This is a genomic window from Chryseobacterium sp. DT-167, assembly GCF_058310155.1.
This window is the reverse complement of sequence record NZ_JBZEEQ010000003.1, coordinates 74,616-88,967: the sequence shown is the minus strand read 5'-3', so window position 1 is coordinate 88,967 and position 14,352 is coordinate 74,616. Positions and strand designations below refer to the sequence as shown.

The window sequence follows — 14,352 nt, the reverse complement described above, 5'->3', positions numbered from 1 at the left end:
CCAAAATGCCCTGTAACAAAATCAATTTTCTTTCAACTACTTATCTATAAAATAAACCTAATGAAAAAAACAGCACTAAGCTTAGGAATTCTTGCAGCAGCTTTCGTTAATGCGCAGTCGATTAAAGCAAATATTGATTTGGTAAATGTAAAAGACGACAAAGTTGCCGTAACAATGGAATTTCCGAAAATGAAATCTGGAGACGTGAAATTTCACTTTCCTAAAACCGTTCCGGGAACTTATTCTGTGGATGATTACGGAAGATTCATTGAAGGAATCAAATTTTTAGATAATAAAGGAAAAGAATTGGCTTTTACAAAAGTCGGCGACAATACATATTCTTTAAAAAATGCACAGGCTTTAACTAAAGTCACGTATTTCGTCAATGACAGTTTTGATGAAGAAGGTGACGCTACAAAGCATAAAGCAGTATTTTCACCATCCGGAACCGACATTGAGCAGGGAAAAATCTTTATGGTCAATACTCACGGATTTGTAGGATATATTGATAATATGCAGGACGTTCCTTATCAACTGGTCATTCAAAAACCAGCCGATTTCTATGGAACAACAGCATTGGTAGATCAGGATAAATCTGAAGCTACTGACACTTTCACTTTGGCAAATTATGCTAAACTTACAGATTCTCCACTCATGTATTCTAAACCGGATTACATTACATTCAACGCAGGAGGAATGGACTTGGTTTTGGGTGTTTATTCACCGACAGGAAAATACAAAGCAGCAGATTTTAAAGAAAATTTGGAAAAAATGGTCGTAGCCCAAAAGAAATTTTTGGGTGACATGAATACCAATAAGAAATATGCCATCATGCTTTACCTTGCAGGAACAGAAGGTCCGCAGATTAAAGGTTTCGGAGCGTTGGAACATCATGAATCTACAAGTGTGGTTTTGCACGAAATGATGCCGAAAGAAGCAATCGATGAAGCAATTGTAGACGTGGTTTCTCACGAGTTTTTCCATACAGTAAATCCGTTGAAAACGCATTCGGAAGAAATTCATTATTTTGATTATGCAGATCCGAAAATGTCTCAGCATCTTTGGATGTATGAAGGCGGAACCGAATATTTTGCCAATTTATTTCAGATTCAGGAAGGTTTGATCACCAAAGATCAGTTTCTTCAGAGAATAAGCGATAAAATTAAAAACTCAAAAAGCTACAACGATACAATGCCGTTTACGGTAATGAGTAAAAATGTTTTGCTGGATGAATACAAAGATCAGTACAGAAATGTCTACGAAAAAGGAACTCTTTTAACGATGTGCCTTGATATTGAATTAAGAAAATTGTCAAATGGCGAAATGGGTTATCGTGACATGATCAGAAAACTGTCGCAGAGATTTGGTGAAAACAAACCTTTTAAAGATGACAAACTGATCGATGAGTTGGTAACGATTACAGGATATCCTCAGGTAAAAGATTTTTACAGTAAATACATTGCAGGAAGTCAACCAACGCCATACGCAGAATATTTGGCACAAGTTGGTGTAGAAATCAACAAGCAGGAAACGCCGCCCATCTTCTGGTTTGTAAAAGATCCGAACCAAACAGGTTATAATGATAAAAACAACACTTTTGTGTTTGACGAAAGCTCTGCTTTATCTCCTTTTGCAAAAAGCATCGGATTTAAAATCACTGATGAGATTGTAGCTTTAGATGGTAAAACAATTAATATTCAGAACGTACAGGAGTTTATTAATTATTCTAAAACAATCAAGGACGGACAAAATGTTACCGTGACTATTCTAAGAAAAAACAGTGATAAATCTGATAAGATCGATCTTAAAGGAAAGGCTGTTTTAGACAAAATGACAATGGAAACATTGCAGTTTAAAGCAAATCCGACACCAGCCGAACAGAAACTTCAAAACCAGTGGCTGACTGGTAAAAAATAAATAAACAAAAGCGGAGAAAGTTTCTCCGCTTTTTATTTTAAAATCTTCTGAAAATATCATCACATCATTTAGTGACAGGGAAATTAATTTTGATGATTTTATTTGTATAAATCAGGCTCAATAGGATTGTTATTCTTTTTAAAACCTTCTTTCGCTTTCTTTTCCATCTCTCTGAAAACCTGATTCGGATCTGAAATTTCTTTTCCGTTTGCTGATGTTGTTTTGAAAACTACCTTGTTTGTTTCGGTGTTCTTCATCATCATTTCTCGCATATTTTTCGTAGGATCATTTACGTAAGATTTCCAGGCTTTTTTGAATTGGCTTTTATTAATTTCAATATCTTTTCCGCCCATTCCATAGACCTGAACTCCTTGCGGAAGTTCCGTCTCTTTTTCAGCAGCAATTGCAATCGTTTTATTTCCAACCAACGTCATCGAATGAGAACCTGTTTTATCTTCAATTTTTACAATTAAACCGGGAAGTCCGTAAAACTTATACGGCCCATCCTGAAACGGTAAATCTGTCGAAAACCAAGCCGTCCATTCTCTACCTCCAAACTTTGTTGTAGCTTTTTGAGCATTATACTCCCCTATTTTCTGCTTATCCGGAAGAATTTTCCATTCTGGTTTCTGGTCTTCTTCAATCTTATAACTGTCACTGGAAATTCTTGTAAAGAGATACGTTTTGAAGTCCGGATATTGCTTTGTCACTTTATAAGAAACCTGTCCCGGCTTCTCTCTTCTGCTGATATTGATGTTGTTTGGGCTGAGTTTTAGTTGTTTCTCCAGATCAGCTTTTGATGTAGAATCTGCTATAAATTTATCCTGGCTGTAATAGCTTGATCCGTTTTTATCAATATCCAAAAGCATCATTTCCTTTTTCACATCTGCTTTATCGGTAGAATCTGAAATGAATTTATACTCATAAAAAAAACGGTTTTGTGCTGAAACGGAACAGAAAATTCCTAATAGTAATCCAAAATATATTTTTTTCATTTTATTTGGCTGTATTGAGTTCTATTTTATTGTTATTTTTTTTCATAGCGGCTTTCAGACGCCCTTCCTGATCTTTCATATGATTATTCTGACCGTCTTTCATAATCATCGTTACACCTCCCATTTGCATTTGTTTGAGACCTTTCGTAGGATCATTTTCGTAATCTCTAAGCAACTTACTGTATTGTTTTGAATTGACGGCAATTTCTTTCGCTCCGAAAACATCTCCGGGGATAGAGTTGATATTTTTCACACCCTGTAAACTAAAAAGATGAGATTTTGTCTGGTCTTCCAATCTGACAATTAAACCGGGAAGTCCGTGAAATTTGTAAGGTCCGTCCTGAATCGGAATATCAGTCGTAAACCAAGCGATCCAATGTCTTCCTGCAAAATCGGTTTCTGCTTTTTGTGTCACCCATTCACCAATTTTCTGTTTCTCGGAACTTATTTTCCATTCTATCGGTCTTTCATCGGAAACTTTGTAAAAGTCTGAAAGAATTCTGTTATGCAAAAAGACTTCATACTTAGGATATTTTTTTGAGATACTGTACTGTACCAAGCCTTTTCGCATATCAGATTTTATATTAATTGCACCCGTTGCAGACAGCTGTTTTTCAAGATCAACTTTCATAATGGAATCTGAGTTGTAAACTGTATAGCTGTAGAATTTTGATCCTTCTGCGGTCACATCCAAATTCATAATTTCGGTTTTCACATCTGAAATATTCGTAGAATCCGGAATGAATTTATACTCATACGAGAATCTTTTGTTTTGTGCATTAGCCGATATCCCGATGATAAGTAAACTCAAAGCTGCAATTAATTTCATTTTTTATTTTTATTTTGTGAGAATTTTCTTGTTTTGGCTTCAGAATATTTCCTTTCACCAATTCTTCCACTTGATCTAATCTTTTATTTTTATATGAATTTCTCCGGTCTGCTTTCCGTTAGAATTTGATTTATTGACATTAATTGATGAAATATCGTTTGGATTAAGATTATTCATTTCTTCTTTTGAAACAGATTTACCGTTGATATAAATTTTTATGTTATCATCTAAGTCAGATTTTACAAGATTTTTGAAACCATCTTTTTGATATGTTTTCGCAATCGCTATAGCTTTGTCATTCAGCTTAGTCCCATCAATGTAACTTGATTTTACTGTATATTTTACATTTGGCTTTGCATGAGCATCTACAGAGATTATCCAAGGATTATTCTGAGTCTTTTCTCTTACAATTTCTGCTTGTTTTTTGGAAATTTCAGCTTGTTTTCTTGACAATTCAGCTTTTTCTTTGGCTAATTTTTCAAGTTTTCTTTGATCTTTTTTAGAAAGATTTGAAGGGCTTTTAAAATGAGATTCTACCTCAAACTTTGGAAAATTACTTCCTGAATACACTCCGCTTCCGTTTAGATACAGCTTATTGACTTTATTTAATTTATCTCTAAATTCAGGATTATTCATTTTTTCTTTCAAAGCTTTAATCTTTACTTCACTCATTCCTGAATTTTCTCTGAATTCTTTAGAATCAAATAATTTTTCTATATCATGCTCATTTCCATCCATTTGGATTCTGTAGTTATCACCATCAGGGAAAACTCTTTTAAATTCTAAATTCTTAAATTTTAGCTCCGGATTTTCTGAAAGTAATTTAGCTCTCAAATTCTCTATTTTATCAAAATCCAATTGATAGGCAAGGTCTTTATCAACAATCTTATCCATTTCACCGGAAAGCTGCTTCAGTTCTTTTGCTTTCAATTCAAAATCATAGCTGTTTTCACCTTTTTCTTTGGCTATTTTTTTAAGTTCCAAAGCTTTTTCTTTTGATTTTTCGCTTAGCGTTTTCAACTTTTCAGCCTGAATTTTTAGCTTTTCGTTGGCTTTTGAAATTTTGGCTTCCTGTCTTTCTACAATTTGGTCAATATTGTTTTTTGGCGAAATGGTATCTTTTTTAATTTCAGAAACTGTTTTTTCAATTTCGATATTGGTTTCTGTGATTTCCTTATTCTTCGCATTTACCATATAAGCAAAGGCAACGGTAAATAAAACCGGCAGTGCAAATATTCTTCGCGCATACCCGAATTTTGTTTGGGGTTTTTGTAACATTTTGAGTCTTTTTTTAAGGTTTGAACTTAGAAACGGACTGGTCGCAGGCAACTGTGTTCCGGAAAAGTGGCTTGCTAAAAGCATCTGCGCAAATGCTTTTGTGTCCGATTTTTTGACGGCTTTTTTATCAGCCAGATATTCGTGAATTAAGCTTATTTCTTTTTTAATGATATGAAAGAACGGATTGAACCAGAAAACAGCGGTCATGATCTCAATAAAAATCTTATCGTATGAGTGTTTCTGCTCAATATGAACCATCTCATGCTTCAAAATTTGCTTACCAATGTCTGAATTGATCACAATCGAATTCTTCCAAAACAGATTTTTAAAGTATGAAAATGGTGCTTCTGAAAGGTTGGTCTGATAGAAATTGACCCCTTCGAAAGTTTCTTTATGAAACTGATTTTTAAACTTTGATATTTTTAAAATTCCGTAGGCTAGTCTTCCTAAAAAATAGAAAGACACCAGTCCCAAAGCTGAAAAAATAATTCTAAAATAAATGTTATCATTGTCTGGTGTTTTATTTGTGTTTAAATTTTGTAATTTATTAATGAGCAAATACAGATCGTTACTCACTTCAATGGTAAAGTATTCTACTTTGATCAAAGGCAGCAAAATTGAGATCAGCATTGCCGACAAAAGGTAAAATCTGTTATAATGATGAAACGTTCTGTCTTTTAAAGACAACTGATAATACAAAAACATTACACCCGAACAGATGATTACTTTTCCGAAATATAAAATCAGTGCTTCCATATTAGTCTTTGTTTTTAAGTTCGTTTAAAAGCATTTCAAGATCTTCTACGGTCATTTCATTTTTTTCAACCAGAAAAGAAACAGCACTTTTATAGGAACCTTTAAAATAATTTTTAACCAGACTTTTCATCGTCTTACCAGAATATTGCTCTTTAGAGACAAGAGGAAAATATTCGTGTTGCCTTCCATATACACTGTAGTCGACGAATTCCTTATCCTTCAAAACCTTCAGAATTGTTGAAACAGTATTGGTATGAGGCTTCGGCTCGGGGAAAAGATCAAGAACGTCTTTCAGAAAACCTTTTTCAATCTTCCATAAATACTGCATTACCTGTTCTTCTGCTTTCGTTAAATTCTGAATTTTCATAATATTCTTTTTTCAATTCCGGATATGTTTTTCATATCACTATTAAATTAGTTATACAAATGTAGAAATTAAATTGATTCAAAAAACTATTTTTTTAGTGATAAATAAAATAACAACATATTTAACTGATAATCAATGCGATAATTTTTATTAAAATATGTTAAATTTTTAATAAACCTTATTTTATGACCTATTATTTAGCATAAATCGACATTATTTAGCGGTAAATTCTTAAAACTTGTTAATTTTTATTAAATAAAATTAAAATCTACTTGCTTAAACTGAGAAAATATATTTATTTTAGTGCTTTAAAAATTTCTCATGAAAAGATATAATCTACTTACCGTTTTATTATTGTTTATTTTTAGCATGACATCGGCTCAGACGTCATCGGTTTTCGGCTCAGTTACCGAAGCAAAATCAAAGATCGAAGCAACAGTTCCCGTTGTTGTGGAACATTTAAAAAAGATCAGCGAAAAGCAAGGTGATGCCACTGTTCTAAATAACGGAAAAGCAGCTTTGAAAAATGAATACGATAAAGTTTCTCAGGAATTTGATCTGTATAAAGGAAATATGGCAAGCTGTATCTTAGGAAAATCTAAACTCACTAAAAAATGCCTCAATTACCACACTCAGTATTTCAGAAACACATTAGGAATTTACGAAAATTACATCAATTATGTAACTAAAAAAAACGGATACTTAGGCGTTGCTGATGACAGTGTAAAGCTGGATTTTAAACCAACAGAAATTGCCACAAAAATTGACAAAGATTTCTCCGGAGCTGTAGGTGCGGTGAAAAAGATGAAGGGCAACAACAAATCAACCTACTTTGACCAATTAAAATCTGATGAATTTAAACTTCAGAATTTTGACACTCTGGTTAACTAAATAAAAAAAATCCCGCTTTTAAAAAGCGGGATTTTTTTTGCTAAAAATTAACTTACTATATATTCAGATATTACAGGCTGATCTTTTGCTTCATCCCAAGTTAATTTCCAATTTTCTTTTACGTTCATATCAATTTTCTGTTCTTTCATTTCTGCGACATATCTTACTTTAAAGGTGATATCAAACTGATCTTTGACAGTTTCTTTTATATGAATATCAGAAATATGATGAATGGTTTTGCCCAGAAGATTATTTTTAGATTCTGTAAACCAGTTACTGAATCCTTCGTGCCCGGTAAACAAATCGCATCCTGGGAATTTCATTGCCACATCTTCCGATAGATAGTGCAGGAAGAAGCTGTTTTCATCCAGATCATCAAAGTGCTCAAACCATTTTTTCAAAAAAGCCTCAATCTTCCTGACCTTTGTTTGTTGTAAATTTTCCATAACTTTTTTCTTTGTGTAATTATATTTTTTTAATAAACTTAAATTTCCTAAGATGTTGCCAATTCAAAACATAAGGAAATCCCAAGTATCAAGTTTATTGAAAATTTTTCTTATTATCTGTATTTTTATTGTTTTTTTCAACAAACAAATATGTTTTGAATAATATCTGTCAATTTCCAAAATTTTATTTCTTCCAATAATATCTCAAAGTTTATGGCACAAAAAAAGGAGAACCATTTCTGATTCTCCTGTTGGTAGCGGGGACACGACTCGAACGTGCGACCTCCGGGTTATGAGCCCGACGAGCTACCTACTGCTCTACCCCGCGATGTATCTTTAGAGTGCTACCGAAGCACTTAATTTAGTAGCGGGAACCGGACTCGAACCGATGACCTTCGGGTTATGAGCCCGACGAGCTACCTACTGCTCCATCCCGCGGTGTATCTTTAGAGTGCTTACCGAAAGCACTTAATTAGTAGCGGGAACCGGACTCGAACCGATGACCTTCGGGTTATGAGCCCGACGAGCTACCTACTGCTCCATCCCGCGATATTGGATTGCAAATATACGAATTTATTTCAAAAGTGCAAGTTTTTCTTGTAAATAAAGCACTTCACGAAAATAATTTAAATATTTGTATCTTTGATTATGGCAAAAATATTAAGAATTTATCCGGACAATCCTCAGGAAAATCTTATCAATGAGGTGATTAAAACTCTGAACAATGGCGGACTGATTATTTATCCGTCTGATACCGTTTATGCATTAGGCTGTAATATTTTTGATATTAAAGCAATGGAAAAACTCGCTCAGATCAAAAAACAGAAATTAGATAAAGCAAAATTCTCTATTATCTGTAATGATCTCAGCCATCTTTCAGATTTTACGAGACCTATTGACACTTCTGTTTTCAGGTTTTTGAAGAGTCATCTTCCGGGTCCGTTTACTTTTATTCTGGAAGCCAATAAAAATTTACCTTTAGCATATAAAAATCACAAAACAATAGGAATCCGTGTTCCTGATCACTCGATTACGCAACTTATTGTCGAGAAACTGGGGCATCCGATTGCATCAACATCTATAAAGGATGATGATGAAATCATCGAATACTCTACCGATCCTGAACTGATTGCTGAAAAATATGATCATCTTGTAGACATTGTGATAGACTCAGGTTATGGTGATAATATGGCATCTACAATTGTTGATCTTACTTCTGGTGAGCCGGAAGTAATAAGACAGGGAAAAGGCGAAATTTAAAAGCATAAGGGATGAGTCTTAACGGAAAATATTCTGTAGGCATTGTACTCACTTTTGTATTCCTTGCCTTGTCGATGCTTTATTCGATTCCATTGCTCAATCAATTCTTTCATTTTAAAAGTATAACTCCAGATTTATTTCTTTATAACAGGCTTTCGCTCTGGCTAGTTTTAATATTAATATTATTCTATAACTTTTTCATTGAAAACAGGTCTTTCTTTGTTTGGGAAGACAAAAAATATTCTGTGGGTTTCTATTTTGGTGCAGTCATTTGCCTATATCTTATCTGTGCTATTGGCGGAGCTTTTCTGAATGGAATTATTATGCTTCTTACCCATGAAAAGGTAAGTGACAAACTGATGCAGCTCAGTTCAATTTTCAAAAACAATTACTTTCTGATCATTTTTACAAGTTTTACAGCGGGAGTTATTGAAGAATTATTGATGCGGGCTTATATTCAGCCAAGAATTGAGAAGATTTACAACAGTCCTGCACTAGGAATTATTGTATCTGCATCCTTATTTGCAATTCTCCACAGTACCTACGGAACAATTGGCCAAGTTGTTGTTCCTTTTTTTATCGGAATTGTATTTGCAATGTTTTACAAACTATATTCAAACATCAAGATTCTGATCATTTGTCATTTTATGTTTGACTTTATTTCTTTAATGATCATGAATCTGATTGATCTTAAACACTTATCTGCCTTTTAACTATGAAAATCATAACCTCACCCGCCAAATTGATGAATACAGAAAACTCGACAGATCTGTTGAGAAGTACAACTCCAAAATTCATTGAAGAAGCGAAATTTATACATTCTTTTCTAAAGCATAAATCGCCAAAATATCTTTCTGAGCTTATGGAAATTTCGCCAAAACTGGCAGATGAAAACTGGGAAAGAAATCAAAAATGGAAAGCAAAACCTACCGCAAAAGAATCTTCACCTGCAATGTTTGCCTTTACAGGAGAAGTTTACAGAGGTTTAGACGTAAAAACTCTTGACAAAAAAGCAGTTGATTATCTTCAGAAAAACTATCGAATGCTTTCAGGATTGTACGGTTTGCTGAAACCTTCCGACAAAGTCATGCTTTACCGATTGGAAATGGGAAGGCCATTTGAATTTGATGAGTATAAAAACCTTTACTCTTTCTGGACTGAAAAAGTGACAGAACAACTCAATTCTGAAATGAAAAAAAACGAAATACTTTTGAACCTTGCCAGCAATGAGTACTTTAAAGTCATTGACCGTAAAAAATTAAATCATAAAGTCATTGATTTCGAATTTTACGAATTGAGAGAAGGAAAGCTCAAAACCATCGTTGTTTACACAAAACATGCGAGAGGTCTGGTCGTGAGATTCTGCGCAGAAACTCAAGCTAAAACTTTGAATGATGTGAAAGCTTTCAACTATGAAGGTTACAGAATAGATGAAGAAAAATCTACAGATTCTAAATTGGTTTTTACAAGATAATGACAATCGCAGATTCTAAAAATAAATTTAAAGCCGAACTTTCAGAACTGTATACAGATTCTGAAACAGATTTCCTTTATTCAATTTTTATTGAAAATATTTTAGGATTTAATCAAATTCAACAAAGAATATTTTCTGAAAACATATTGTCGGATGAGAATAAAAGTCAGCTTCAAAATATTATTTCAGAATTGAAGACAGGAAAACCATACCAACATATTTTAGGAGAAACAGAATTTTACGGAATGTCTTTTTTTGTGAATGAAAATGTTTTAATTCCGCGTCCGGAAACGGAAGAATTGTTGGAATTGGCAATTCACAAAATTCAAAGTTCAGGGTTGAGATCTCAAGGTTTAAAGATTTTAGACATCGGAACAGGAAGCGGTGTTATTCCTTTAGTTTTAAAGAAATATTTTCCGGATGCACAAGTTACATCCATTGATTTTTCTGAAAAAGCTCTGGAAGTTGCCAAAAAAAATGCAGCTTTTCATCAGCTTGACATCAAATTAATTCATGCCGATTATTTGAATTTTGATTTAAATGAAAATTATGAGGTAATTATTTCAAATCCGCCCTATATCGGAATTGAAGAAGAAGTAGAAATTGAAGATTCTGTAAAGGGATTTGAACCTACAATGGCTCTTTTTTCTCCAGTTTCAGACGCTTTGATCTTTTATCGAAAGATCGCAGATGATTCACATAAGCATTTGAATAAGAACGGATTGTTATTTTTGGAAATCAATCAGAAACTAGGTCAGGAAACTTTAGAATTATATAAAGACAGATTCTCAAAAGCTGAATTGATCAAGGATTTATCTGATAACGACCGATTTGTTTTTGGAATAAAATGATAAATGCAAAGCTTTAAAAATAAAAAGAATCGGTTAAACTAACCGATTCTTTTCTTTATGAATATTTCGTAAGATAAATAGAGAAGCGGTAATGCCATAATTCCTATAAATAAAGAATTTTCTAAAGCTGCTTCCGGTTGAGTGGCAATTGCATATACCAACCCGAAAAATGCTCCTCCTAAATGTGCTGCATGTCCCAAATTATCCCATTGCTTCGGATTTAGCATCATGTAAACAGAATATCCGAAATATAAAAGTCCAAATACAAATCCAGGGATTGGAATCGGAATAAAAAACAGAAAAAGACTCATTTTCGGAGCCATTGCAATCGCTGCAAACAAAACTCCCGAAACTCCTCCGCTTGCCCCTATTGCAGAATACCAAGGCTGTTTTTGATAAATAAATAGTGAAAAAATATTTCCCAAAAGAATTGATCCGATATAAATAATAATAAATCCTACAGCGCCGAATCCTTCTAATATAACAGGTCCGAAGAAATACAAAGTCATCATATTAAAGAGCAAATGCATCATATCGGCATGTAGAAAACCGGCAGAAAGTAATCTGAAATATTCTTTTCTACTAATAATTTCCGCTACATTAAATTTATATTTTTCAAAAATAACCTGATTATTAAAAGCTATAAAGCTAATAATGGCAGTTACTGCTATAATCAATATTAAAATACTCATATTTTTCTTTTTTAATTTTCATTACTTCCACCCTCAAACAAATCTCCGATTGTACCGCCTTCCTCATCTGCAGATGAAGTAGTATCTGGTTCCTCATAAACTTCCGGTTCTTCTTCTTCCGGTTCAGGAATGGTAATATTGATGGCTTTTACTTTAAATTTGGTAAACTGGTTTCCGATGGCTTTTATTCCTTTCACACCAATAAATTCATCGATGTTTACGGTTTCAGGATCACGTTCTTTTCCTTTATCTTTTGCAAAAATAATTTCTGCGGTCGTACCATTTGAAACCAAAATTCTTTCTATAAAAGATTTTGGATGTTCGGATGGCATAAAGTTCTGCGGATTGGTCGTATTTTCAAGCAAAAATCTTTTGATAAAATAAATATCTTTTTCGCCGTCATAATAAATGCAGGTGATCGGTTGCTGTGGTCTCCACTTTTCGAGAATGATATACTCATCGTCAAAACGGTTTCCAAGGTCGAAACTGATCAGCTTTGCTTCACCCTGAGAATTGACGGTTAAAATTTTATCATCTCCTTTAAAGCTCCCCAATAAAGTTCCTCTTGCATCAGCATTCAAACGTCTTACCGTATCATCAAACCAGATTTTTCGCGGTGCTAAAGTTGACACACCTTCTTCTTTGAGATCTACTTTCTTCACCGAATATTTGGTCACCAGATTACCTTTTGAATCACGCCCTTTGATTCCTATTTCGGAGAAATCAATATCCATTTTGTTTTTTCTGATTCTTGGGTTGGGTTTTAAAAGGACTGTTACAGTTTCAGCTTCACCATTCGGATTTGCCGAAAAATAAAGAGTTTCAGAACCTTTTGCATCAGAAGCTAAACGATAATCGGTGTTTCTTGTCACACCGGTTACAGAAAAACGTTTCATATAATAAGGTCCCTGCATTCCTTCGCGGTAGATCATGTTGTAAACTGTACGCTTATCATTTTTCTTCCAGATGGCAACGTGCAGAATATCTTTTCCGATGAATGTTTTGGCTTCCACTTTCACGACTTTCATACTTCCGTCTTTTCGGAATGTAATAATGTCGTCGATGTCTGAGCAGTCAAATAAAAACTGATCTTTTTTCAGAGAAGTTCCTATGAAGCCTTCTTCAAAATTGGCGTAAAACTTCTCATTTGCCACAGCTACTTTTGTGGCATCGATGGTATCAAAAATTCTCAGTTCCGTTTTGCGTTCTCTGCCCTTTCCGTATTTTTTCTGAATATTTAAATAATAATCAATCGCATAAGCGATCAAGTTTGCCAAATGGTGTCTTACCTGCTCGATTTTGCCTTCAAGTGATAATATATTCTCTTTAAATTTATCTAAATCAAATCTTGAAATTCTTTTAATTCTGATCTCGGTTAATCTCAGAATATCTTCTTCTGTCACCTCTCTCAAAAGATGGGCTGTATGTGGTTTTAAGCCTTCAGCAATCGTTGTTAAAACATCTTCCCAACTTTTTACTTCTTCAATATCGTGGTAAATTCTGTTCTCAATAAAAATTCTTTCCAGTGAAGAAAAATGCCAGCTTTCCTGTAGTTCGTTCAACTCGATTTCCAATTCTCTTTTCAGTAACGAAACCGTGTGATCGGTATTCATTTTTAAAATTTCGGAAACATTCAAAAACATTGGTTTGTCACCTACAATGACACAGGCATTGGGAGAAATCGTTACCTGACAATCGGTGAATGCATACAAAGCATCAATCGTTTTATCCGGCGAGACTTCGTTGTGAAGATAGATCAGGATCTCAACTTTGTCTGACGTGTTATCTTCAATTTTTTTAATTTTAATTTTTCCTTTTTCGTTGGCTTTGATGATGGAATCAATCAAATCACCTGTATTTCTGGAAAAAGGCAGCTCTGAAATCATCAGAGTATGTTTATCTACCTGAGAAATCTTAGCTCTGGCTCTTACTTTTCCGCCTCTGTGACCGTCATTGTATTCTGAAACATCAAGATAACCTGCCGTCAGAAAATCAGGGAAAAGTTCAAACTTTTTACCTTTCAGATAAGCTACCGAAGCATTGATTAACTCATTAAAATTATGAGGAAGAATCTTTGTAGAAAGCCCAACTCCGATTCCCTCAACTCCCTGAGCCAGAAGCAACGGGAATTTTACGGGCAAATCTACCGGTTCGTTATTTCTGCCGTCATAAGATTTTGACCAAACGGTGGTTTTAGGGTTGAAAACCACTTCCAAAGCAAAAGGAGTAAGTCTCGCCTCAATGTATCTCGCCGCAGCAGCAGAATCTCCTGTATAAATATTCCCCCAGTTTCCCTGAGTATCAATCAACAGCTCTCTCTGCCCGATTCCCACCATTGCATCGGTAATCGATGCATCACCGTGAGGATGATATTTCATCGTATTTCCGACAATATTGGCGACTTTATTGTATCTTCCATCTTCAAGCTCACGCATTGAATGCATAATTCTACGCTGAACAGGCTTGAAACCATCATAAACAGATGGGATGGCTCTATCTAAAATCACATAAGATGCATAATCCAGAAACCAGTCTTTGTACAGTCCTGAAACTTTTTTTAAGCTTTCGCCTTCGTGAGAGTTTTCTTCTATCATTA

Annotated in this window: 13 protein-coding genes and 3 tRNA genes; 6 read left to right on the top strand and 10 right to left on the bottom strand. The window is 34.2% G+C overall.

Annotated elements, in window-relative coordinates:
- The first annotated feature begins 60 nt into the window (after positions 1 to 60).
- Positions 61 to 1,917, top strand: a complete 1,857-nt coding sequence (locus AC4FQ5_RS05140) for a M61 family metallopeptidase (protein WP_491141422.1) — start codon at positions 61 to 63, stop codon at positions 1,915 to 1,917.
- A gap of 98 nt (positions 1,918 to 2,015) precedes the next feature.
- Here AC4FQ5_RS05140 and AC4FQ5_RS05135 read toward each other — a convergent pair whose 3' ends face one another.
- From AC4FQ5_RS05135 to AC4FQ5_RS05120, 4 genes are all read right to left on the bottom strand, one after another.
- A complete protein-coding gene (locus AC4FQ5_RS05135) occupies positions 2,016 to 2,912 on the bottom strand; it encodes a GLPGLI family protein (protein WP_491141421.1) in 897 nt (298 codons plus the stop codon).
- A gap of 1 nt (position 2,913) precedes the next feature.
- Positions 2,914 to 3,741 carry a GLPGLI family protein gene (locus AC4FQ5_RS05130; RefSeq protein WP_491141420.1) on the bottom strand — a complete coding sequence of 276 codons (828 nt, stop codon included), beginning with the start codon at positions 3,739 to 3,741 and terminating at the stop codon, positions 2,914 to 2,916.
- A gap of 75 nt (positions 3,742 to 3,816) precedes the next feature.
- Entirely contained in the window at positions 3,817 to 5,775 is a 1,959-nt protein-coding gene (locus AC4FQ5_RS05125; RefSeq protein ID WP_491141419.1) for a M56 family metallopeptidase, read from the bottom strand.
- 1 nt (position 5,776) lies between these two features.
- Positions 5,777 to 6,142, bottom strand: coding sequence for a BlaI/MecI/CopY family transcriptional regulator (locus AC4FQ5_RS05120; RefSeq protein ID WP_491141418.1), 366 nt, complete (start codon positions 6,140 to 6,142; stop codon positions 5,777 to 5,779).
- A gap of 321 nt (positions 6,143 to 6,463) precedes the next feature.
- Between AC4FQ5_RS05120 and AC4FQ5_RS05115 the strand changes: the two genes are divergently transcribed.
- Positions 6,464 to 7,033 carry a hypothetical protein gene (locus AC4FQ5_RS05115; protein ID WP_491141417.1) on the top strand — a complete coding sequence of 190 codons (570 nt, stop codon included), beginning with the start codon at positions 6,464 to 6,466 and terminating at the stop codon, positions 7,031 to 7,033.
- Between the two features lie 47 nt (positions 7,034 to 7,080).
- Here AC4FQ5_RS05115 and AC4FQ5_RS05110 read toward each other — a convergent pair whose 3' ends face one another.
- From AC4FQ5_RS05110 to AC4FQ5_RS05095, 4 genes are all read right to left on the bottom strand, one after another.
- Positions 7,081 to 7,479: a hypothetical protein gene (locus AC4FQ5_RS05110; protein ID WP_491141416.1), complete on the bottom strand. Its 399-nt coding sequence runs from the start codon at positions 7,477 to 7,479 to the stop codon at positions 7,081 to 7,083.
- 252 nt (positions 7,480 to 7,731) lie between these two features.
- Positions 7,732 to 7,807 (bottom strand) — tRNA-Met (locus AC4FQ5_RS05105).
- A 37-nt stretch (positions 7,808 to 7,844) separates the two neighbouring features.
- Positions 7,845 to 7,917 (bottom strand) — tRNA-Met (locus AC4FQ5_RS05100).
- A 38-nt stretch (positions 7,918 to 7,955) separates the two neighbouring features.
- Positions 7,956 to 8,028 (bottom strand) — tRNA-Met (locus AC4FQ5_RS05095).
- A 99-nt stretch (positions 8,029 to 8,127) separates the two neighbouring features.
- Here AC4FQ5_RS05095 and AC4FQ5_RS05090 point away from each other — a divergent pair.
- Genes AC4FQ5_RS05090 through prmC form a run of 4 tightly spaced genes read left to right on the top strand, consistent with a single transcriptional unit; the run spans position 8,128 to position 11,064 of the window.
- The gene (locus tag AC4FQ5_RS05090) at positions 8,128 to 8,739 is read left to right on the top strand and encodes an L-threonylcarbamoyladenylate synthase (protein ID WP_491141415.1); all 612 of its coding nucleotides are present in this window, start codon (positions 8,128 to 8,130) and stop codon (positions 8,737 to 8,739) included.
- Positions 8,740 to 8,750: 11 nt separating this feature from the next.
- Positions 8,751 to 9,452 (top strand): CPBP family intramembrane glutamic endopeptidase, encoded by a 702-nt coding sequence (locus tag AC4FQ5_RS05085; RefSeq protein ID WP_491141414.1) that lies wholly within the window; start codon positions 8,751 to 8,753, stop codon positions 9,450 to 9,452.
- 2 nt (positions 9,453 to 9,454) lie between these two features.
- Positions 9,455 to 10,213 (top strand): peroxide stress protein YaaA, encoded by a 759-nt coding sequence (gene yaaA, locus AC4FQ5_RS05080; protein WP_491141413.1) that lies wholly within the window; start codon positions 9,455 to 9,457, stop codon positions 10,211 to 10,213.
- Positions 10,213 to 11,064 (top strand): peptide chain release factor N(5)-glutamine methyltransferase, encoded by an 852-nt coding sequence (gene prmC, locus AC4FQ5_RS05075; protein WP_491141412.1) that lies wholly within the window; start codon positions 10,213 to 10,215, stop codon positions 11,062 to 11,064. Before yaaA ends, prmC begins: the two co-directional genes overlap by 1 nt.
- A 38-nt stretch (positions 11,065 to 11,102) precedes the next feature.
- Here the strand turns inward: prmC and AC4FQ5_RS05070 are convergent, their stop codons facing one another.
- A complete protein-coding gene (locus AC4FQ5_RS05070) occupies positions 11,103 to 11,756 on the bottom strand; it encodes a rhomboid family intramembrane serine protease (RefSeq protein WP_491141411.1) in 654 nt (217 codons plus the stop codon).
- A gap of 11 nt (positions 11,757 to 11,767) precedes the next feature.
- Entirely contained in the window at positions 11,768 to 14,350 is a 2,583-nt protein-coding gene (locus tag AC4FQ5_RS05065) for a DNA gyrase/topoisomerase IV subunit A (protein WP_491141410.1), read from the bottom strand.
- Positions 14,351 to 14,352: the final 2 nt, after the last annotated feature.